The organism is Sphingomonas sp. AP4-R1, assembly GCF_013113735.1.
GTDB lineage: Bacteria > Pseudomonadota > Alphaproteobacteria > Sphingomonadales > Sphingomonadaceae > Sphingomonas_I.
In genome coordinates this window covers 2,351,271-2,371,318 of sequence record NZ_CP053346.1, presented here as the reverse complement: position 1 = coordinate 2,371,318, position 20,048 = coordinate 2,351,271, and the positions used below count along the sequence as shown (strand labels likewise).

Genomic DNA, 20,048 nt, shown 5'->3' with positions numbered 1-20,048 from the left:
TCAGCGCTCCAGCACGTAGCGCCCGGGGGCATCACCGAGCGGCGGATAGCTCCGCTCGGGCGCACCCATCGCCGGCGGCGGCGCCGCCTCGCCGGAGTGCGCTTCAAGCCATGCACTCCATTCGGGCCACCACGACCCTTCGTGCTGCTCGGCCCGCTCCACCCAAGCATCGGGACTTGGCGCCGGGCCATCCTGCGTCCGTGTCGCGATGCGATAGTGACGATGCGGATGCCCGGGCTCGGAGACTATGCCGGCATTGTGGCCGCCGCTCGTCAGCACGAAGCGGATCTCGGCGCTGGTCAGCATGTGGAGCTTGTGGGTTGAGCGCCACGGCGCGACATGGTCGGTCTCCGTGCCCACCATGAAGATCGGCATGCGCAGCGCCGAGAGCGAGACCGGGTGGCCGCCGGCCTCGTAGCGCCCTTCGGCGAGATCGTTGTCGAGGAACAGGCGACGCAGATATTGCGCGTGCATGGCGTAGGGCATGCGGGTGCCGTCGGCGTTCCATGCCATGAGATCCATCATCGGCTCACGCTCGCCCATGAGATAGGTCGAGAGGATGCGCGACCAGACCAGATCGTTCGATCGCAGCATCTGGAAGGCGCCGCCCATCTGGCTGCTGTCGAGAAAGCCGCGCGCCCACATCATCGCGTCGATCAGGTTGATCTCCGCCTCGTCGATGAACAGGCCAAGCTCGCCCGGCTCGCTGAACTCGGTCTGGGCGGCGAACAGCGTAACACTCGCCAGACGCTGATCCTCATCGCGCGCCATCGCCGCCGCGGTGATGGCAAGCAGCGTGCCGCCGATACAATAGCCGGCCGCGTGGATCTTGTCGCTGCCGGTGATCGCCTGGATGGCATCCACGGCGCCCATCGGTCCGAGCAGGCGATAATCCTCCATGTCGAGATCGCGGTCGGCGCTGTCGGGATTGTGCCAGGAGATGCAGAAGACGGAGTACCCCTGCCCCACCAGCCAGCGGATGAGCGAATTTTCCGGGGACAGGTCGAGGATGTAATATTTCATGATCCATGCCGGCACGATCAATATCGGCTCGGGACGCACCGTCTCGGTGGTCGGCGCATATTGGATCAGTTCCATGACCCTGTTGCGAACCACGACCTTGCCAGGCGTGGCGGCGACCTTTTCGCCCACCGGATAGGCCTCGGCGCCCGCTGCAGGCTGCCCGCGCACCATGCGTTCGAGATCCTCGAGGAAATAGCGCGCGCCCTCGACAAGGCATTGTCCTCCGGTTTCGAGGATGCGCTGCTGGAGCACGGGGTTGGTCAAGATGAAATTGGTCGGGGACACCATGTCGAGCATTTGGCGGGTCGCGAACTCGACAATTGCCTCGTGGTGTCCGGTGACGCCACTCACTCCGGTGGTGGCGGCATGCCACCATTGCTGCTGGAGCAGGAAGGCTTGTTCGATCAGGTCGAACGGGTGGCGCTTCCAGGCGGCGTCGGCGAAGCGCCGGTCGTGGGGCAGCGGATCGATCGCCGGCTCGGGATCGCTGCCGGATGCACTGCGCATGACATAGTCGGCGAGCCGCACCAGCTTGCGCCCGCTTTTGGCGGCGAGCTGCAGCTGCTTGCCGGGCGAGCAGAGAAGATGCCCCCACCAGTCGGAATAGGATTGCGCCAGCGTGGCGGGCGACTGGCCGGACGTCAGCTGCGCGATGGCGGCGAAGCTCGATCGATCCAGCGTCGTGGCCAGACCGTCCAACGGGTCAGGGATATTACTTCGACTCTCCACACTCACGCTCCTGCTGCGGTGCAACAAGCCCTGAAGCTTGGGAAGCGTCCGCGCACTCCGTAGTCCTACGGAGGAATTGCTCCCATATGCCGGCCCCAGAAGGCAAAGGGCAGTCAGTGCCAATGCGAAGAAGCCGACAACAGCCCACAAGAAGTCGGAGCCCAGCACGACATTGCTGTACAGAAAGCGGCCAAACACGATCACGACGCTCAATGCGGTCGCCCTGCCGAGCCAGCTATTCCGCCCGGTCAGCATGAAAAGGCCGGCGCCTGTCAACATGATGCCGTAGCCCGCGATAAAACCTCCCCAGGTGTGCAAGACGATGCCGAGCAGTCCTGCAAGGCTGGCGACAGGGCCTGCGGATTGCCGCCGATATAGAAGATCCTCGGGCAACAGCGGCGGGCGTACTGCGAGAAAATATATCGCAAGCCCTATCGTGAGAATGCCAAGTGCGATCAGCACCCCGGCCGCCTGAACGGGTCTGCTCCGAGAGGCCGCCTGCCTTAACATTTTCTATCAAGAGTCAGCTCGGCGATGATCGGACAATCCGGCCGCTCATCGCCGTGACACCGCTCGGCAAGATCAACGAGGGTCTCGCGCAACGTCGTCAGGGCTTGCGCCTTGCGCTGAAGTTCCGACGCCCGCGCCAACGCTACCCGCTTCACATCAGCGCTGCTGCGGCCCGTGTCGGCCCACAGGCCAAGCAGGGTCCGGATTTCGTCGATCGGAAAGCCGAGATCGCGGGCATTGGCGATGAACCGCAGACGATGAAGGTCGCGCTCACCATAGTCGCGATAGCCCGCACCCCGGCGCGGTGGCGGCGGGATGAGGCCGATCTTCTCATAGTGGCGGATCATCCGCTCCGAGACGCCGGTTTGCTTCGACGCCTCGCCGATATTCACAGCGCCCTCCGGTTGAGTCTGAGCGCATTGGTGACGACGCTCACCGAGGACAATGCCATCGCCAGCGCGGCAATGATCGGCGAGAGGAGGATGCCGAACAGCGGATAGAGGACGCCCGCCGCGACGGGGACGCCGGCAACATTGTAGATGAAGGCGAAAACCAGATTCTGGCGGATGTTGGACATGGTCGCCTGGCTGAGCCGCCGTGCCCGCACGATGCCCATGAGATCGCCCTTGAGCAGCGTCACGCCGGCGCTCTCGATGGCAACGTCCGTCCCCGAGCCCATGGCGATGCCGACATCGGCGGCAGCCAGTGCCGGCGCGTCGTTGACACCGTCGCCGGCCATCGCGACCACGCGGCCCTCGCTCTTGAGGCGCGCGACCACGGCGCTCTTCTGGTCGGGCAGCACCTCGGCCTCGACATCGTCTATCCCGAGACGCCTCGCGACCGCCTCGGCGGTCGTGCGGTTGTCACCGGTCAGCATGACCACGCGGATACCCTCGGCCTTGAGCGCAGCCAGGGCCTCCGGTGTCGTCTGCTTGACCGGGTCGGCGATCGCGAAGGCGCCGCCGACCTTGCCGTCGATGCCGATGAAGATCGCGGTGGCGCCATCGCGGCGAAGCGCGTCAGCCTGCTCGGCCAGCGCCTCGGTCGCGATCCCCTCCTCCGAGAGGAAGCGGGCATTGCCGAGCACGATCCTGCGGCCATCGACGGTGCCGAGCGCGCCGCGTCCGGTCGGGGAGTCGAAGTCGCTCACATCGCTCGTAGCGATGCCACGGCCTTTCGCCGCTTCGACGATCGCCAGCGCCAGCGGGTGCTCCGACGCGCGTTCCACCGACGCAGCCAGACGCAGCAACTCGGCATCGTCGAAGCCGGGAGCCGGCACGATCTGCGTGACAGCGGGCCGTCCCTCGGTCAGCGTCCCGGTCTTGTCGACCACAAGTGTATCGACCTTCTCCATATGCTCGAGCGCCTCGGCATTCTTGATGAGGACGCCGAGCCCTGCGCCCCGGCCGACCCCCACCATGATCGACATCGGCGTCGCGAGACCCAGCGCGCAGGGACAGGCGATGATCAGCACGGCGACCGCGGCGACGAGCCCATAGGCAAAGCGCGGCTCGGGCCCCCAAATGCTCCACGGGATGAAGGCGAGCGCCGCCACCAGGATCACCGCAGGCACGAACCATCCCGCGACTTGGTCGGCCATGCGCTGGATCGGCGCGCGCGAACGTTGCGCCTCGGCGACCATCTGGACGATGCGCGCGAGCATGGTGTCGCGCCCGACCTTGTCGGCGACGATTACGAGCGCGCCGGTCTGGTTGAGTGTGCCGCCGATGACCTTGTCTTGCCTGGACTTGGTGACGGGCATGGATTCGCCGGTCACCATCGATTCGTCGAGCGAGGAGCGGCCATCCTCGACGACGCCGTCGACCGGCACCTTCTCGCCGGGACGCACCCGCAGCCGATCGCCAACGGCGATGAGATCGAGGCTCACCTCCTCTTCATTTCCGTCGGCCCCGATGCGCCGCGCCGTCTTGGGCGCGAGATTGAGCAGCGCCTTGATCGCGCCCGACGTGCGCTCACGCGCTCGCAGTTCGAGCACCTGGCCCAGCAGCACCAGCACGGTGATGACCGCAGCCGCCTCGAAATAGACCGCGACCGCGCCGTCGGCGTTGCGGAACGCGGGCGGGAATATCTGTGGCGCAAGCGTGGCGACGACGCTGTAGATCCAGGCGACACCGGTGCCCATCGCGATGAGCGTGAACATGTTGAGGTTACGCGTCTTGAGTGAGGCCCAGCCCCGCTCGAAGAAGGGCCAGCCGGCCCAGAGCACCACAGGGGTCGCAAGAGCGAACTGGACCCAGATCGAGACCGACATGGGCACGATGTGATGAAGCGTTGGTAAGATATGCCCGCCCATTTCGAGGATCAGGACCGGAATGGCGAGAACGAGACCGATCCAGAAGCGCCTGGTCATGTCGACCAGCTCATGGCTGGGGCCGCTGTCGGCCGTCACCGTCGCCGGCTCGAGCGCCATGCCGCAGATCGGGCAGGCGCCGGGATGGTCCTGCCGGATCTCCGGGTGCATCGGGCAGGTCCAGATCGTCCCTTCGGGCGCTGCTACCGGCGGCGCGGGTGGGCTGAGGTAGCGTGCGGGGTCGGCGATGAACTTGGCGCGGCAACCCGCGCTGCAGAAATGCCAGGTCTTGCCGTCATGCTCTGCATGATGCTCGGTTTTCGCCGGATCGACGGTCATGCCGCAGACCGGATCCTTGACGCCCGTTGCCGGTTTCGCAGGCCCATGGCCGCCGCAGCAAACACCGCCATGCGCCGCTGAGTGTGTCTCATTCATCGCCTTGCTCCTTTCGACGCCTGACGATGTAGGGTCTGACACCGTGTCAGGGTCAATACGTATTCTCCTAAGCGGCCACGCTGGCGCTCGACGCCACCACGCTCGACACCCGGCAGCTCGCGGCCGGGATATGCCTCAAGCTGAGCGCGAACGCCGCGCCGTCATCAGGCGGATCGTCCCTGTTACCGTCGGCACCGCGAAGGGCTCGGCGACGTCTTCGAAACCTGCTGTCGATATGGGCCGGGGAAGCAGCCATCGGCATTGGGTGCGTATCGCTGACGCCATCGAGATGCTGGACGGTGAGGCGAAAGAGCAATCTCATCAGCCCGCGTTGCCGACCGTAATCGGCGATGAGCAGACGGTCGCCCGGGCGCAGAATCCGGTACATGGCGCAAAGGGTTGCGGCGTTTCCGGCGAGTGGCACCTGATGCAGTACCAGGCTCGACACGACCGCGTCGGCCGTCTGGTTGACGAGATCCTCAGCAAAGCCTTGGCGCCATTCGATGTCCAGATGCGCCGCTGCGCCCTTGGCGCGCGCCTCTGCATCGGGATCGATGCTGACCACCGCGAGGTCCGGCCGGGCGCGCTTGAGCATCAGCGCGAAGCTGCCGGTGCCCCAACCGATGTCGACCACCGTCTCTCCGGTCCGGGGTGCGAGTGCCTCCAGCATCGCTCCCCGCCAACGACGCTCGCGGGTCCACAGGCGGATGGCCCGATCATAGCCTTGGGTGGATCCGGTTCCCAGGGGCGGCGTGTAGGCTGCATGACGCGCTCCGCTCAGGGCGGACGGAATTGCGCTAGGCCGACACGGGTGGAGACAGTGTCCCCAGCCATGCGACGAGCGCGAAGATGACGATCGCCAGGCTTCCCTCGACGAAGAGGCTCCTGCGCAGCAGCGCCATGGCGCGCGGCGCATCATTCTGCTCGATCGCAAGACCGAGCGCGGGGGTCAGGCGGAAGCGGTTGAGCCCGGCCAGGGCGAGCATCGCGGCAAAAAGGAGCAGTTTGGCGATCAGGAGCAGGCCGTAGGTCGATTGCCCGAGGGCCGCGACGCGATTTGGACCGACCAGGAAGAAGCCGTTGATGGCGCCGGTCAGAATGAGCAAAGCGACGATTAGCGTGCCGACGCCTGCGAAGCCGCGCAACGCGCGCTCGGCCAGCGTCGGGCGCTCCATATCGCCGAAAGCGATCGGCGGAAGCGCCAGGATGAGGAAGGCAGCGATCGCCCCTACCCACGCACCTGCGGCGAAGAGATGGATGAGGTCGGCGGCAAGCTGCAGCCAGCCGGCGTTGCCTTCGCCCGCTGCGCCGTGGCCGCCCCAGGCAAGCGTCGCCAGCGCGACCGCGCCTGCAAGCGTCGCCACCACGGTCGCTGCACGCGGCCATCGGCCCAGCAGCGCGGAGCCGATCAGGACGACAAGATGCGCCAGCACCCGTATCTTGAGCGCGAGGCCCAGCGCCGTCGTGCCCAACAGATCGCTGAGGATCGACATGTCCGCCCGGGTGAGCGGCACACCGGCCATGGCCGCCCCCTGGATCACGAACCCCACCGCGGACAGGATGAGGCCCAGCACGGCGAGGCCGATGAGCGGAACGGCAAGCGGCAGATGTCGCTGCCCTGCCCGCCCACCTCCCAGCGCGTATAGCGCGAACAGCGGCAGGCCGAACAGCAGCCCGAGATCGACGTAGAGCGCCCAGCGGACCCAGATGAGAGCCACGTCGCTCACGAGGTCACTTCACGGCGAAGGCGAGATTGCCCTGGACGCGGTGGGTATCGGTCGAGACGACATGCCAGGCGACCTGATAGCTTCCGGCCGAAAGCGGCTTGGCGAGGGTCAGAACGAGCGTCTTGCCGTCGGCATCGGTCGCGGTCTCGAACCCGGTGACCGCCATGCGATGGTTGGGCATGCCCGGCATGCCGGTCATGACGATATTCGCGCCGGACAGCTTGGGCATCAGGCCCTCGCTGAAGGTGAGCGTGATCTTCGACGGCGCCGCGACGCTCGCATTGGCCACCGGCGTCGAGGACAGGAGCTTGGGATGGGCGAAGGCGGGCGAGGCGACGAGCACGCTGGCGGCGAGCGCGTCCAGCGCAAAGCGGTGCGGTGCAGGCATGAAAGCAACTCCATCTTGAAGAACGTATTACTGAATACGCAGCGCTGCGGCCGACCCCTCGAAATATTCGCGAGCGTCTCGCGTGAGGGGAATGATGGGTTATTGCGTATTCTAGGATTGAAGGAGAATTCAGATGACGGATCTCGACACACTTCTCGCGCGCTTGCGCGACGCACCGCTCGATGCGCGGCTACACGGTCTCGACGATCGCGTGATGGCGCAGATCGCGCGCATCCAGGCAAGTCCGAGCGTCGGCAACACTACGTTCGGCATTGCGGCGGTCGTGGCGCTGTTCATCGGAATCGGGGGTTCCGCGCTGCCGGCGGCATCCGCTGGCGCAAGCACCATCACGCCATTCGATGCGCGGTTGGCGCTGGCGCCATCTACGTTGCTTGGACCGCGATGATGCGCGATCCTCGCCGGCTGGTCCTTCTCGTCGTGCTGACCTTCGCCGCGGCGATCGCCGGCGTCGTGATCGGGAGGCTCTATTTGGTGCCCGATCGGCCGGTCGAAAACGAGCTCCACGAGCTGCTCCACCGCGATCTCAAGCTGGATGCCGGGCAGCACGCGCGTCTAGAAGCCATCGAGGCGCGCTACGCGATCCGCCGCCAAGCGCTCGAGACAGAACTGCGTGCCGACAATGCGTGGCTTGCCCAGGCCATCCGGTCCGAGCACGGCTATGGACCGCAGGTGGCGGCGGCCGTAGACCGTTCGCACCAGGCGATGGGCGCGCTGCAGAAGGAAACACTGGAGCACATCTTCGCGATGCGCGCGGTGCTCAGGCCGGACCAGACGGGCAAGTTCGACGATGCCGTGGTAAAGGCGCTCACGGCCCAGAAAAAATGACGCTTAACCTCGCCGACTGCTCGGACGGCGAGCTTGCGGCTCTGGCGCGTGGCGGCCGGCAGGCGGCGTTCGGCGAGCTGGTGCGGCGCCACCAGGGCTGGGTCTATCGGCTCGTGCGCAGCCATATCGGCAACAGCGAAGAAGCGCTCGATCTTACACAGGCCTGCTTCGTCTCGGCGTTTGGCGCGCTCGGCCGTTATGACAACAAACGATCTTTCCGGGCGTGGCTATCGCGTATCGCGCTCAACAAATGCACCGACTGGCGCCGCCGGCGCGCCGTTCGCAGGCTGCTCGCCTTCGCCCTGCCGCTCGGCGAGGCCCGTGACGTGGCGGACGACACGCCAGACGTGGACAGGACCGTCTCCGGCGAAGCCGAGCTGGAGCGCACGATGACGGCGATCGCCACGCTTCCCGCCGCGCTCAAGGAGGTGCTGATCCTGCGGACGATCGAGGGCAGCTCCGAAGCGGAGACGGCCCGGATCCTCGGCATCAGCCAGAAGGCGGTGGAAACAAGACTTTATCGCGCCCGCACACGACTTTCGGAAATCTTGCAAAAATCCTGAGGGGTAAGCGCCCGCGCTGCGTAATCCCAGTAACGCCTTTTTGGATGTGAGCAGAGAAGCGCTTCATGAACTCAGTGCTCGACCGCCGCCAGTTCCTGCGCGCCGCCGCGATCGTAGGCGGCGGCGCAGCGCTGTCCGCGTGGCTGCCGGCCTGGGCGCAGACGGTTTCGCAAGGGCTGCAGCCCGCGCTTCCTACCGTTTCGGGCGAGGACATCGCGTTGACCATTGCGCGGCAGTCGATGACGATCGACGGCCGGCGTTTCAAGGCGATCGGCGTCAACGGCACCGTCCCCGCGCCGCTGATCCGGCTGCGCGAGGGGCAAAGGGTTCGCCTCAACGTCATCAACCAGCTCGAGGAGGGCAGCTCGATCCACTGGCATGGCGTGCTGGTCCCGGCGAAGCACGACGGCGTGCCCGGCGTCTCGTTTCCGGGCATCTCGCCGGGCGGCAGCTATCTCTACGAGTTTCCGGTCATCCAGAGCGGCACCTATTGGTATCACAGCCACTCAGGTCTGCAGGAGCAGGAAGGCCATTACGGTCCGATCATCATCGATCCGGCCGGCGCCGATCCGATCGCCTATGACCGCGAGCATGTCATCGTGCTGGCCGACCACAGCCCGCTATCGCCGGAAGCGATCTTCCGCCGTCTCAAGGTCAATCCGGGTCACTTCAATTTCCAGCGCCAGACCCTGGCCGGGCTGATCGGAGGCCGCGACCAGAAGGCGAAGGACCGGCTCGACTGGGGCAAGATGCGGATGGATCCCGCCGACATCTCCGACGTCACCGGCTCCGCCTACACCTATCTCGTCAATGGCCATGGTCCGTTCGACAACTGGACGGCGCTGTTCACGCCCGGACAGCGCGTGCGGCTGCGCTTCATCAACGCCTCGGCGATGACCACCTTCAACGTCCGCATTCCGGGCCTGCCGCTCTCCATCGTCCAGGCCGACGGTCAGAATGTAATGCCGGTGACGGTCGACGAATTCCAGATCGGCGTCGCTGAGACCTACGACGTCATCGTCGACCCGAGCGAGGACAAGGCCTTCACGATCGTCGGCGAGGCGGTCGACCGTTCAGGCATGGCCCGCGCCACGCTCGCGCCGCGCGCCGGCATGGCGGCCGAGGTGCCACGCTTACGCAAGCGCCCGCTCGCCACCATGAAGGACATGGGCATGGACATGTCCTCGATGCCCGGCATGGAGGGAATGGATATGTCGGGCGGTCCCGCTCGCGCTATCGATCCCAGCGCCGAGAAAAATGCCTCAGCGCGTCTCGGCAGCGCGGCAACGGCAGCGACGATGCCCGGCATGGACCCCGGTGTGATGGCAGGAATGGATCACTCGGCCATGGCCGGAATGGACCACAGCTCCATGACCGGGATGGACCATTCGGCGATGGCGGCGGGAGCCGGCGGCCAAATGGCGGGCATGGACCATGGCGGAAGCGACATGGCGATGGGCTCGATGAAGATGCGCGACTTCTCGAACGCGCCCCAGGTCAAGCGCGATCCCGGTGTCCAGACGATCTCGCCAATGCCGGTCGACCGCACGGGGGAGCCCGGCCAGGGTCTGGAGGATGCCGGGCACAAGGTGCTCGTCTACAAGGATCTGATGGCGCTGGAGCGCAATCCCGACGTCCGGGCGCCGAGCCGCAGCATTGATATTCACCTGACCGGCAACATGGAGCGCTTCATGTGGTCGTTCGACGGCGAGAAGATGTCGGACCATCACGAGCCGATTCCGTTCACCGAAGGCGAGCGGATACGGATCAACCTCATCAACGACACGATGATGGGCCATCCGATCCACATCCATGGCCATTTCTTCGAGCTGGTGACCGGGCACGGTGATCATTCTCCGCGCAAACACACGGTCATCGTCCAGCCCGGCGGCAAGGTGAGCTGGGACTTCACCGCCGATGCCATCGGCGACTGGGCGTTCCACTGCCATCTCCTCTACCACATGCATGCCGGCATGATGCGGGTCGTGAGCGTTCGTTCGAAGGAAGACGCGGCATGATCCGCTCCCTCGCGCCGCTGGTGAGCGGCATCGCCCTCATAGCTGCCGAGCCCGCGTTCGCCCAGGATCACTCGATGCACGACATGCCTGGCATGGCGCAGCCGGCCCAGAGCAAGCCTGCGAGGAAGCCGGTGAAACCGCGTCCGCAACGCGCACAGCAGAAACCGCCGGCCAAGCCGTCCGCGGCGCAGCCGCGATCGCGCCTGCCGGTCCAGGCGCCCGCGGCGGACGACATGCCGAGTATGGATCATTCCCGGCATCAGGCGGGGGCCATGCCGGGCATGCCCGACGCGAACCCATCGCAACCGTCGTCCGATACGATGCCGGATATGCCGGGGATGGACCATTCGCAGCATCAGGACGCCGCGATGCCCGATACGCCGGGCACGGACCACGCGCAGCACAGCCAGGGAGCGATGCCGGGCATGGAGATGACCGGGACGGCCCTACCCGCCGGCAACGCCCCGCCCCCGCCCGTTCCGCACGATCATTATGCCGATCGCGATTTTCCGGGCGCCGAGATGGCGCGCGCTCGCAAGGCGATGATGAAGGAGAATGGCGATGGCCGGTTCGCCCAGGCAATCCTCAACATCTTCGAGTATCAGGCGCATAGCGGCCGCGACGGCTATCGCTGGGACGGCGAAGCCTTTTACGGCGGCGACATCAACCGGCTCTGGCTCAAGAGCGAAGGCGAAGGCGAGTTCAGCCGCGGCATCGACACGGCCGAGGTGCAGGCACTCTTCAGCCATGCGATCGATCCCTATTTCAATCTGCAGGCTGGCGTCCGGCAGGACTTCGGGCGCGGTCCTGACCGCACCTATGCGACGGTCGCCTTCGAGGGCCTGGCGCCTGGTATGTTCGAGGTGGAAGGCGCGCTCTTCCTCTCCGACAAGGGCGATCTCCTCGGGCGCGTCGAGGGCTATTACGACCAGCGCATCACCCAGCGGTTGATCCTCCAGCCACGCGTCGAGCTGAACCTCGCCGCGCAGGATGTGCCGAGGAACGACATCGGATCGGGCTTGGTCGACGTCGAGCTCGGTGCCCGGCTGCGCTACGAGTTCAGCCGCCAGTTCGCGCCCTATGCCGGCGTCTCCTACCTGCGCAAGACCGGCGACACGGCTCGCCTTTCCCGCCTTGCCGGCGAGGACGTCCATGCCACGAGCTTCGTCGCTGGCGTCCGCTTCTGGTTCTAGCGCGGGAGACGGCCGGTGGCGGGGCGAGAGAAAAGGGCATGGTTGTCAGGAAGGCGGCAGGCCGGTTCCGAGGGCGAAGGCGGAGCGCGCGCTGTGCGCCCCCGCCCTCATCGGCCGCGTGCGGGACGGCACCGCGATCCTCTCCGGGCAGCGCATTCTCCCTGTCGGAAGGAGACGATCGATGGACCATTTGGGCAGACACGCGAGCCAACAGAAAGCCGCCTATTAGAGCCTCGGGCTCCAGACGGTCGTGGGCGGCGTCATCATGTATCTGGTGATGTTCGTCATGATCGGCGGCCTCGACAGCGTCTACAACAACCTGAACATGTTCTACATGACGCTGATGATGGTCGCGCCGGTGGTGGTGCTGATGATCCTCGCAATGCGGCACATGTTCCCGTCGAAAGCCGCCAATATCGCGCTCATCGCGGCATCGCTGATCGCCTTCTTCGGCGGCTTCGCCCTGATCCGCACGCAGACCACGATCGGCGACACGGAATTCCTGCGCTCGATGATCCCGCATCACTCCGGCGCGATCCTGATGTGTCGCGAGGCCCGGCTGAGCGATCCGGAGGTGATCCGGCTCTGCAAAGCGATCGAGCAGTCGCAGCGTCAGGAGATCGACGAGATGAAGGCCATTCTCGCGCGCCGCTGAATGCGTCGTCTGAACCGCGGGTCCGCCGGCGGCCCCGGTTCCTAGGCTGAGGGACGTCATGGACAAAAAGGATTCAAGCGCCCCGGACGTCGCCGCTGAGGTCAAGCGGCTCGCTCCGCTCCTCCTGCGACAGGTCGGTGGCTATGTCCTCTTGTTGCTCGATCCTGCGGGCCGGGTGCTGAGCTACAATGAGGAGGGCGAGCGGATCGAATGCTGGCCGCTCGACCGCGTGCTCGGAAACGCCCACGATCTCTTCTACCCGCCGGACGAAATCACGGCAGGTCGACCACAGGCCGACCTGTCGGCAGCCTTGCACGACGGGACATTCGAGCGGGAAGCCTGGCGCGTTTGCGAGAACGGCTCCGAATATCTGGCGCGCCTGACCATCACGGCGCTGCTCGATGGCGACATGCACTGCGGCTTCGCCTGCATCACGCGCGACATCACCGATGACGCCGCGGTCCGCGCTTCGATCGAGACGCGCGAACAGCACCTGCAGTCCATCCTTGCGACCGTGCCGGACGCGATGATCATCATCGACGAGGTGGGGAGCATCACCTCGTTCAGCGCGGCCGCCGAGCGCCTGTTCGGCTATCGGGAAGCGGAGCTGATCGGGCGCAACGTCTCGTGCCTGATGCCGCAGCCCGATCGCGACCGGCACGACGAATATATCAGCCACTACCTGCACACGGGCGAGCGCCGAATCATCGGCATCGGTCGCGTTGTCGTCGGAGAGCGCAAGGACGGCACCACTTTCCCCATGGAGCTGTCGGTCGGCGAAGCCGGCGAGGACGGCCACCGGGTGTTCACCGGTTTCATCCGCGACCTGACCGCCAAGGAGGAGGACGAACTCAAGCTCAAGGAGCTGCAGGCCGAACTCGTCCATGTCTCGCGCCTGAGCGCGATGGGCACCATGGCCTCGACGCTGGCCCATGAGCTGAACCAGCCTCTCGCGGCCGTCGCGCTCTATCTCGAGACCGTCCGGGATTTGTTCGAGGAATTGGAGGACGAGCGATTTGCCGATCTTCGCGCCGTCATGAACGATGCGGCGCAGGAAACGCTGCGCGCAGGTCATATCGTGCGACGGCTTCGCGATTTCGTGGCCCGGGGCGAGGTCGACAAGAACCTGGTGGCGGTGCCCGGCCTTATCGAGGAAGCGGGCCAGCTCGCGTTGGTCGGCGCGCGGGAACGGGGTGTCCGCAGCTTCTTCACCTATGATCCGGCCGCGACGCCCGTTCTCGTCGACCGCGTCCAGATCCAGCAGGTGCTCGTCAACCTCATCCGGAACGCCGTCGAGGCGATGGCGTCATCGCCGATCCGCGATCTCAGGGTGGCCACGCATCTGTGCCCCGACGGCTTCATCGAGGTGACCATCGAGGATAGCGGCCCCGGCATTTTGGAAGAGGTTCGCGCCAGGCTGTTCGAGGCCTTCGTCTCCACCAAGGCAGGCGGCATGGGCCTCGGGCTCTCGATCTGCCGGACGATCGTCGAGGCCCATGGTGGCCGGATCTGGGTTGAAGATCCTGCCGGGGGCGGCACGCGATTTCATTTCACGCTGATCCATGCGCGGGCGGAGGATAATCATGGGGGATAGGCGCATCATCTATCTGGTCGACGATGAAGAGGCGATCCGGAAGGCGGCGAGCTTCACGCTCAAGACAGCCGGCTTTGCGGTCACTACCTTTTCATCCGGGATCGAGTTCCTGAAAACGGCGAGGACGGCCGAAACCGGCTGCGTGCTGCTCGACGTGCGGATGCCCGAAATGGACGGCCTCGACGTCCAGGCGGCGATGGCGGAGCGCGGCATCAACATGCCCGTCATCGTCCTCACCGGGCATGGCGACGTGTCGGTCGCAGTCCAGGCCATGAAGGGCGGCGCGGTCGATTTCCTAGAGAAGCCGTTCGAGAAGGCCGCCCTTCTCGACGCCATCAATCGCGCCTTCGCGCGCATCAATGACGTCGATATCCGCGCGCTGGAAGAATCCGAAGCCCTGGTGAGGATCTCCGCACTGACGCCGCGCGAGCAGGAGGTGTTGGAAGGAATGGCCAACGGCCTCCCGAACAAGACGATCGCCTATGATCTCGGCTGCTCGTCGCGAACCGTGGAGGTCCATCGCGCAAACGTCATGACGAAGCTCGAAGTCCGCAATCTCTCCGAGGCCCTGCGGATCGCCTTCGCCGCCGGGTTGGGCCGCAGGAGCAAATGATGCGTGAACTACGTAGCGACGGGTTGCCGCTGGAGTGAGACGCTAAGGAGCAGTCCATTTTTTCTCGGCAGTGCGTCACGCGAAATGTCTTTCCCCAGTTCCCGATCGCGCAACCGGCTCTACAGGGTTCTGATTTCCGATGACGATCCCGCGATACGTCGCGGCCTTCACCTCATGCTGCGCTCGCGTGGTTACCACGTGAGCGGCTATACGACGGGCCGGGCGCTCGTCTCAGACCCGGAGGCGCTCGCTGCCAATTGCGTGATCGTCGATTATCGCATGCCCGACATTGACGGGTTCGCCATTCTGGGGCAGCTCCGCGAAAAGGGCTGGACGGGAAGCGCGATCATGATCTCCGGCTTTCATGATCTCGCGCTCGCGCAGCGCGCGCGGGAGGCCGGCTTCGATCACGTCCTCGCCAAGCCGCTCATCGGCCGGGCCTTGCTCGATGTGATCCGGCGACACCGTGCGCAGATCGGCTTCGAGGGCTAGGTCACGCTGTCGCGACGGCCCCCGGCAGGATATTCGTATCAGTGGCGCGCAAAAACGCGCTGGCCGGCGCTGCCGAACGCGATCACCTCATAAGGATGGGGCGTCGCGCCGGGCACCTCCATGCCTTCCGAACCAAGCGGCATGCCTGCGACCGCCAGGCCTTTGATGCCGGCCGGATGGGTTGCCAGCAGTCGCTTCATGTCGGCGACCGGCACATGCCGTTCGAATACATAGCCGTCGACGACCGCAGTGTGACAGGAGGAAAGACTGGGCGGAACGCCGGCTCGACGTTGGAACCCAGCCCGCGACGGATCGTCGGTGATGACCACTTTCCGGGCCAGCCTGGCCTGGACGGCCTGTGCCCACTTCTCACAGCATCCGCATCCCGGATCCCGGTGCACGACCACGTCACTCGCTGCAAAGGCGACGGCCGGCACGGCGAGCAACAGCAAGACGGCAGGCAGGTGGGTCTTCATGGTCCGGTTCCTGAAACAGTGACGAATAGCGGCAGGCGCTTGCCCACATCGTTCAATACGCACCGGCGGCCGCTCCCCCTCATCAGGCAGCGGCTTTTGTCGTGCCCGATCTGGTCGGCAGAGGAGCGGCAGCGCCGCAAGCAGAAGGATCGAAGCCCAGCCGATGCCGACGAATATGACCGATTGTTCGCCCGGCGCGGCAACGGCGATCGCCATCGGGGCAAGAGCCTGACCGATGCTGGCCGCCGCATGCTGCAGCCCGAGCTTCCAGCCAGACGGGAGCGCGGGGCCGCTGATCCAGAAGCTGGTGACGAGACGAAGGCTCGCCGAACTCCAGCCGGCCACGACGATGAGGCCGGCGATCGCGATCATCGACGCGTCGGTAGCGCTACGACCCCGACCGGCGCCAGCGCGAGAACGATGAGTGCGGCGCGCAAAATGATCCGATAGTCCGTCTGGCCGCGAGCCAGCCCCAGAGCGGTGCGAAGAGCAACGCCGCGAGGGGATGCGCCACGCTCAGGCTCGCGACATGGGAGTCATGGGCGCGCAGCGAAAGAGGAACCTGTCCGTCGTCAACAAGCGATGGCAGGAAGGCAAGGATGGCGGTCTGGCCCGCGGACGCAGCGGCGACCGCGAAAAGCAGCATCATGGACGAGCGGGACGGCCTCTCCCGCTGGTTGGCCCCTTCCTTGCGAGGCTTGGGTTCATTCCGTGATCGTGCCGATGCCACATCGCGGTTCACCACCACAAGCGCAGGCCGACCACCACGCGATGCTCGGTGATCAGCTCGCGATCGGCACGCCGAAAATCGGCGGTGCCGCCCAGCGCGCGCTCCCAGACGAAGCCGACATAGGGCGCGAACTTGCGCGAGAATTCGTAGCGCAGGCGTCCGCTCAGCTCGACGTTGCTGAAGCCACCGCCAAGCTCGCGGTCGGTCGAGCGCTTGCTGTAAATGTTGGTCTCGACCTGCGGCGTCAGGATCAGCCAATTGGTGAAGAGGACATCGTAAGACGCCTTCGCGCGCGCCGCAACGCGGCCATCGTCACCCACATAGCCGGTCAACTGGACGTCGAACCAATAGGGCGCCAGTCCCTTGATGCCCGCTGCGAGCCAGGTCGTCGCACCCTTGCCCAGATCCTGCCGAACGCCCAGCGATGTTCCCCAGAACGGGCTTTTGCTGTGCCACCAGAGCGCCTCGACGCTGCTCTCGGGATCGAGCCGGTCGCGCGAGTTCTTCAGCCCCTGGCTGCGCAACCAGAGCTTGTCATTGTCCTGGCCGCTCGTGGCCTGCACCGTCCAGCCGAAGCCCTGCCCCTCATTGCCGGTGACGAATTCCAGTTCGTCGACCAGGATCCTGGGGATCGAGAGCTTGTCGGCCATTTCGTAGCCCGGCAGCGTCGAATTGCGGTAGCCGTCCGAATAGTTGTTGGAGTCGCGCGCGTCCGGGGGAGCCTTGCCGCCCTGCATGCGGCCCATGTCCATCTTCGCGCTCCCGCCCGACATGTCCATGCCGGGCATATCCATGCCGGGCATGTTCATCGCTCCATGATCCTCGGCTTGTTGCGCGGGATGGACGTGTTGTTCTGGCGGGGTGTTCTGTGAGGCTTGGGGAGGCGGCGAGGCCTGCTGGGGCGATGGCTCCTGGGCAAGGGCCGGTGCCGCCATCTCGGTCGAGGCGAGCATGGCGAGGGCGAGCGTAGCGGTGCGCGGGGAAGCGAGCCGGATCATGCGACCACCACCTCCCGGAACATACCGGCCGCCATGTGATAGAGCAGATGGCAGTGAAACACCCACCGGCCCATCGCATCGGCCGTGACACGGAAACTGACCCGCTGGGCGGGCTGTACGACCACGGTATGTTTGCGGACCTGGAAGGCACCGTCAGGCCCTTCGACGTCACTCCACATCCCGTGAAGATGCATCGGATGAGACATCATCGTGTCGTTGACGAAGGCGATGCGCAGCCGCTCGTTCGGCCTGAAGTGCAGCGGCCGGGAATCGTTGAGCTTGATCCCATCGAGAGACCAGATGAACCTCTCCATATTGCCGGTCAGATGCAACTCTATGTCGCGTTCGGGTTCGCGCGGGTCGGGGTCGCCGTCCGGCGTGCGCAGGTTCGCCATGGTCAGGACGCGCCACGAGCGGCCGCGCAGGCCGGCGCCGGGATCGTCGAGATTGGTGCGGGGATAGTCGACGCGCATGTCAGTGTTAGCGCCATATTCGGTGCGGGCATGGCGCGACTTGGGCGGCATCTCGGTCATGCCGTGCCCGGCATGTTCGCCGCCCATGCTGCCCATGGTCGTCATCGCACCCATCATGTCGACCGGCTCGAGCCAGGGCCGCGCGTCGAGGGCCGGCACCGGCGCCGACATGCCAGGCAGGGGCGCGATCGTGCCGCGGGCAAAACCGGTTCGATCCATTGATTGGGCGAAGATCGTGCGCGCACCGCCTTCGGGCATGGTCAATTCGACGTCATAGGTCTCACCCGGCCCGATCCGGAATTCGTCGACCGTCACCGGCACCACCGGCTGGCCGTCGGTCGAGACGATGGTGAGCGCGACGCCGGGAATCCGCACGTCGAAGAAGGTCGCCGTCCCGGCGCCCACGAAGCGCAGACGAACATGCTCGCCCGGCGCGGCGATCGCGGTCCAGTTGCCCGCCGGCGTCGTGCCATTCATGAGATAGGTGTAGGTCGCCGCGGAAATATCGCTGTAGTCGGTCGGATTCATCCGCGACGTGTTCCACATCCGCCGCCGCTTGAGGGCCTTGCCGAGCCCCATCGCGCCGACATCGTTGAGAAAGTCGCCGGCGGTCGGCTGCGCGAAATTATAATAACTGCTCGACTTCTTGAGGTTCATGAAGATCTGGAGCGGCGGCTCATCCGACCAGTCGCTCAGCATGATGGTGTAGTCGCGGTCGGGAACCGGCCCTGTCGGCGCCTTGGGCTCGACGATGATCGCGCCGTAGAGCCCGGTCTGCTCGGCGAGCGTGTGGGCGTGATACCAGTAGGTGCCGACCTGGCGCACCTCGAAGCGATAGGTGAAGGTCTCGCCGGGCGCGATGCCGGCGAAGCTGATGCCGGGCACGCCGTCCATTTCGGCCGGCAAAATGATCCCGTGCCAGTGGATGCTCGACATCTCCTTGAGGTTGTTGCGAACCCGCAGCGTGACGGTGTCGCCCTCGCGCAGGCGCAGGACCGGCGCGGGCACGGCACCGTTCACCGCCGTCGCGACGCGGCGCTTGCCGGTGTAGTTGACCGGCAGCTCGGCGATCTCGAGGTCGAACTCGGTTCCGCGCAGCTCGGCGGCCGGCACGGAAAACGATTTGGCGAATAGCGCGGGAGCGAAGCCGGCAACGGTTCCGCCGATCGCCAGACCCTGGACGAAGCGGCGCCGCGCGACCGGCAGGCTGTGAAACGGAGGCATGACCGGTGCTTTCGCCATGGATGGTCAGGCCAGATCGAGGACGATCCGTCCCTCGATGTCGCCATGGTGCATGCGCGCGAAGACATCGTTGATGGCTTCGAGCTTCTCGGTGTGCACCGTCGCGTGGACCTTGCCTTCGCCGGCGAAGGCAAGCGCCTCGACCAGGTCGAGCCGCGTGCCGACGATCGAGCCGCGCACGGTGATGCCGTTGAGGACGGTGTCGAAGATCGACAGCGGGAAGTCGCCGGGCGGCAGACCGTTGAGCGCGACAGTACCGCCGCGCCGCACCATGCCGAGCGCCTGCTGGAACGCCTTGGGCGAGACCGCCGTCACAAGCACGCCCTGCGCCCCATCGATGGCCTTCTTGATCGCGGCCGACGGATCCTCCTTGCGCGCATTGATCGTCAGCGCCGCGCCAAGGCGTGTCGCAAGATCGAGTTTGCGATCGTCGATGTCGACCGCGGCGACGTTGAGGCCCATGGCGCGGGCATATTGCACCGCCATGTGCCCGAGCCCGCCGATCCCGGAGACCACCACCCAGTCGCCCGGCTTCGTCGCGGTGGCCTTCAGCCCCTTATAGACCGTGACGCCCGCGCAGAGGATCGGCGCGATGTCGATGAAGCCGACATTGTCGGGCAGATGGCCGACATAGTTGGGATCGGCGAGGACATAGTCGGCGAAGCTGCCATTCACCGAATAGCCGGTGTTCTGCTGGAGGTCGCAGAGGGTCTCCCAGCCGCCCAGGCAGTGCACGCAATGACCGCAGGCGGTGTAGAGCCAGGGCACGCCGACCCGGTCGCCTTCCTTGACCTGGGTGACCCCGGACCCGACCGCGGCGACATGGCCGACGCCTTCGTGGCCCGGAATGAACGGCGGGTTCGGCTTCACCGGCCAATCGCCCTCGGCCGCGTGCAGGTCGGTGTGGCAGACGCCGGTCGCCGCGATCTTGACTAGGATCTGGCCGGGGCCGACCTCCGGGACCGGCGCCTCCTCGATCACGAGCGGCTTGCCGAACTCGCGGACGACGGCCGCCTTCATGGTTTTCGCCAT

19 protein-coding genes are annotated in these 20,048 nt (G+C 65.8%); 9 read left to right on the top strand and 10 right to left on the bottom strand.

All coding sequences use genetic code 11. The features are described from left to right. The 6 genes from HL653_RS11180 to copC form a co-directional block, all read right to left on the bottom strand. Positions 1-1,722, bottom strand: coding sequence for an alpha/beta hydrolase (locus HL653_RS11180; RefSeq protein WP_171746915.1), 1,722 nt, complete (start codon positions 1,720-1,722; stop codon positions 1-3). Between the two features lie 533 nt (positions 1,723-2,255). Then, on the bottom strand, positions 2,256-2,654 hold the full coding sequence (gene cueR, locus HL653_RS11175) for a Cu(I)-responsive transcriptional regulator (RefSeq protein ID WP_171744589.1): 399 nt from the start codon (positions 2,652-2,654) through the stop codon (positions 2,256-2,258). Further along, positions 2,651-5,008 carry a heavy metal translocating P-type ATPase gene (locus tag HL653_RS11170; protein ID WP_171744588.1) on the bottom strand — a complete coding sequence of 786 codons (2,358 nt, stop codon included), beginning with the start codon at positions 5,006-5,008 and terminating at the stop codon, positions 2,651-2,653. Before HL653_RS11170 ends, cueR begins: the two co-directional genes overlap by 4 nt. Positions 5,009-5,075: 67 nt before the next feature. Continuing rightward, a complete protein-coding gene (locus HL653_RS11165; RefSeq protein WP_253717899.1) occupies positions 5,076-5,678 on the bottom strand; it encodes a class I SAM-dependent methyltransferase in 603 nt (200 codons plus the stop codon). A gap of 127 nt (positions 5,679-5,805) precedes the next feature. Then, positions 5,806-6,735, bottom strand: a complete 930-nt coding sequence (copD, locus tag HL653_RS11160) for a copper homeostasis membrane protein CopD (RefSeq protein ID WP_171744587.1) — start codon at positions 6,733-6,735, stop codon at positions 5,806-5,808. Positions 6,736-6,739: 4 nt separating this feature from the next. After that, positions 6,740-7,123 (bottom strand): copper homeostasis periplasmic binding protein CopC, encoded by a 384-nt coding sequence (gene copC, locus HL653_RS11155; protein WP_171744586.1) that lies wholly within the window; start codon positions 7,121-7,123, stop codon positions 6,740-6,742. 133 nt (positions 7,124-7,256) lie between these two features. Between copC and HL653_RS11150 the strand changes: the two genes are divergently transcribed. The 9 genes from HL653_RS11150 to HL653_RS11110 all read left to right on the top strand — a co-directional run bounded on the left by HL653_RS11150 (position 7,257) and on the right by HL653_RS11110 (position 15,097). Then, positions 7,257-7,529, top strand: coding sequence for a hypothetical protein (locus HL653_RS11150; protein WP_171744585.1), 273 nt, complete (start codon positions 7,257-7,259; stop codon positions 7,527-7,529). Beyond that, entirely contained in the window at positions 7,529-7,969 is a 441-nt protein-coding gene (locus HL653_RS11145; protein WP_171746914.1) for a periplasmic heavy metal sensor, read from the top strand. Before HL653_RS11150 ends, HL653_RS11145 begins: the two co-directional genes overlap by 1 nt. Then, positions 7,966-8,532: an RNA polymerase sigma factor gene (locus HL653_RS11140; RefSeq protein WP_171744584.1), complete on the top strand. Its 567-nt coding sequence runs from the start codon at positions 7,966-7,968 to the stop codon at positions 8,530-8,532. The genes HL653_RS11145 and HL653_RS11140 overlap by 4 nt, the downstream gene beginning before the upstream one ends. Before the next feature lie 65 nt (positions 8,533-8,597). Then, positions 8,598-10,550, top strand: coding sequence for a copper resistance system multicopper oxidase (locus HL653_RS11135; protein ID WP_171744583.1), 1,953 nt, complete (start codon positions 8,598-8,600; stop codon positions 10,548-10,550). Further along, positions 10,547-11,743, top strand: a complete 1,197-nt coding sequence (locus HL653_RS11130; protein ID WP_171744582.1) for a copper resistance protein B — start codon at positions 10,547-10,549, stop codon at positions 11,741-11,743. The genes HL653_RS11135 and HL653_RS11130 overlap by 4 nt, the downstream gene beginning before the upstream one ends. A 265-nt stretch (positions 11,744-12,008) precedes the next feature. Continuing rightward, on the top strand, positions 12,009-12,398 hold the full coding sequence (locus tag HL653_RS11125) for a DUF305 domain-containing protein (protein ID WP_171746913.1): 390 nt from the start codon (positions 12,009-12,011) through the stop codon (positions 12,396-12,398). Positions 12,399-12,456: 58 nt separating this feature from the next. Then, complete coding sequence (locus tag HL653_RS11120; RefSeq protein ID WP_171744581.1) at positions 12,457-13,992, top strand: PAS domain S-box protein; 1,536 nt, start codon at positions 12,457-12,459, stop codon at positions 13,990-13,992. Next, positions 13,982-14,605 carry a response regulator transcription factor gene (locus HL653_RS11115; protein WP_171744580.1) on the top strand — a complete coding sequence of 208 codons (624 nt, stop codon included), beginning with the start codon at positions 13,982-13,984 and terminating at the stop codon, positions 14,603-14,605. The genes HL653_RS11120 and HL653_RS11115 overlap by 11 nt, the downstream gene beginning before the upstream one ends. A gap of 84 nt (positions 14,606-14,689) precedes the next feature. Continuing rightward, positions 14,690-15,097, top strand: coding sequence for a response regulator transcription factor (locus tag HL653_RS11110; protein WP_171744579.1), 408 nt, complete (start codon positions 14,690-14,692; stop codon positions 15,095-15,097). 38 nt (positions 15,098-15,135) lie between these two features. Here HL653_RS11110 and HL653_RS11105 read toward each other — a convergent pair whose 3' ends face one another. The 4 genes from HL653_RS11105 to adhP all read right to left on the bottom strand — a co-directional run bounded on the left by HL653_RS11105 (position 15,136) and on the right by adhP (position 20,048). Beyond that, positions 15,136-15,573 carry a DUF411 domain-containing protein gene (locus tag HL653_RS11105; RefSeq protein WP_171746912.1) on the bottom strand — a complete coding sequence of 146 codons (438 nt, stop codon included), beginning with the start codon at positions 15,571-15,573 and terminating at the stop codon, positions 15,136-15,138. 738 nt (positions 15,574-16,311) lie between these two features. Next, positions 16,312-17,301 carry a copper resistance protein B gene (locus tag HL653_RS11095; RefSeq protein ID WP_171744578.1) on the bottom strand — a complete coding sequence of 330 codons (990 nt, stop codon included), beginning with the start codon at positions 17,299-17,301 and terminating at the stop codon, positions 16,312-16,314. Then, positions 17,298-18,998, bottom strand: coding sequence for a copper resistance system multicopper oxidase (locus HL653_RS11090; RefSeq protein WP_171744577.1), 1,701 nt, complete (start codon positions 18,996-18,998; stop codon positions 17,298-17,300). Before HL653_RS11090 ends, HL653_RS11095 begins: the two co-directional genes overlap by 4 nt. Before the next feature lie 24 nt (positions 18,999-19,022). Next, complete coding sequence (adhP, locus tag HL653_RS11085) at positions 19,023-20,048, bottom strand: alcohol dehydrogenase AdhP (RefSeq protein WP_171746911.1); 1,026 nt, start codon at positions 20,046-20,048, stop codon at positions 19,023-19,025.

Bases quoted from the DNA above. Each gene is read 5' to 3' on its own strand.
- HL653_RS11170 (WP_171744588.1), bottom strand. From the start codon at position 5,008: ATGAATGAGACACACTCAGCGGCGCATGGCGGTGTTTGCTGCGGCGGC.
- HL653_RS11165 (WP_253717899.1), bottom strand. From the start codon at position 5,678: ATGCTGGAGGCACTCGCACCCCGGACCGGAGAGACGGTGGTCGACATC.
- copC (WP_171744586.1), bottom strand. From the start codon at position 7,123: ATGCCTGCACCGCACCGCTTTGCGCTGGACGCGCTCGCCGCCAGCGTG.
- HL653_RS11150 (WP_171744585.1), top strand. From the start codon at position 7,257: ATGACGGATCTCGACACACTTCTCGCGCGCTTGCGCGACGCACCGCTC.
- HL653_RS11145 (WP_171746914.1), top strand. From the start codon at position 7,529: ATGCGCGATCCTCGCCGGCTGGTCCTTCTCGTCGTGCTGACCTTCGCC.
- HL653_RS11140 (WP_171744584.1), top strand. From the start codon at position 7,966: ATGACGCTTAACCTCGCCGACTGCTCGGACGGCGAGCTTGCGGCTCTG.
- HL653_RS11135 (WP_171744583.1), top strand. From the start codon at position 8,598: ATGAACTCAGTGCTCGACCGCCGCCAGTTCCTGCGCGCCGCCGCGATC.
- HL653_RS11130 (WP_171744582.1), top strand. From the start codon at position 10,547: ATGATCCGCTCCCTCGCGCCGCTGGTGAGCGGCATCGCCCTCATAGCT.
- HL653_RS11125 (WP_171746913.1), top strand. From the start codon at position 12,009: ATGTATCTGGTGATGTTCGTCATGATCGGCGGCCTCGACAGCGTCTAC.
- HL653_RS11120 (WP_171744581.1), top strand. From the start codon at position 12,457: ATGGACAAAAAGGATTCAAGCGCCCCGGACGTCGCCGCTGAGGTCAAG.
- HL653_RS11115 (WP_171744580.1), top strand. From the start codon at position 13,982: ATGGGGGATAGGCGCATCATCTATCTGGTCGACGATGAAGAGGCGATC.
- HL653_RS11110 (WP_171744579.1), top strand. From the start codon at position 14,690: ATGTCTTTCCCCAGTTCCCGATCGCGCAACCGGCTCTACAGGGTTCTG.
- HL653_RS11105 (WP_171746912.1), bottom strand. From the start codon at position 15,573: ATGAAGACCCACCTGCCTGCCGTCTTGCTGTTGCTCGCCGTGCCGGCC.
- HL653_RS11095 (WP_171744578.1), bottom strand. From the start codon at position 17,301: ATGATCCGGCTCGCTTCCCCGCGCACCGCTACGCTCGCCCTCGCCATG.
- HL653_RS11090 (WP_171744577.1), bottom strand. From the start codon at position 18,998: ATGCCTCCGTTTCACAGCCTGCCGGTCGCGCGGCGCCGCTTCGTCCAG.
- adhP (WP_171746911.1), bottom strand. From the start codon at position 20,048: ATGGCGAAAACCATGAAGGCGGCCGTCGTCCGCGAGTTCGGCAAGCCG.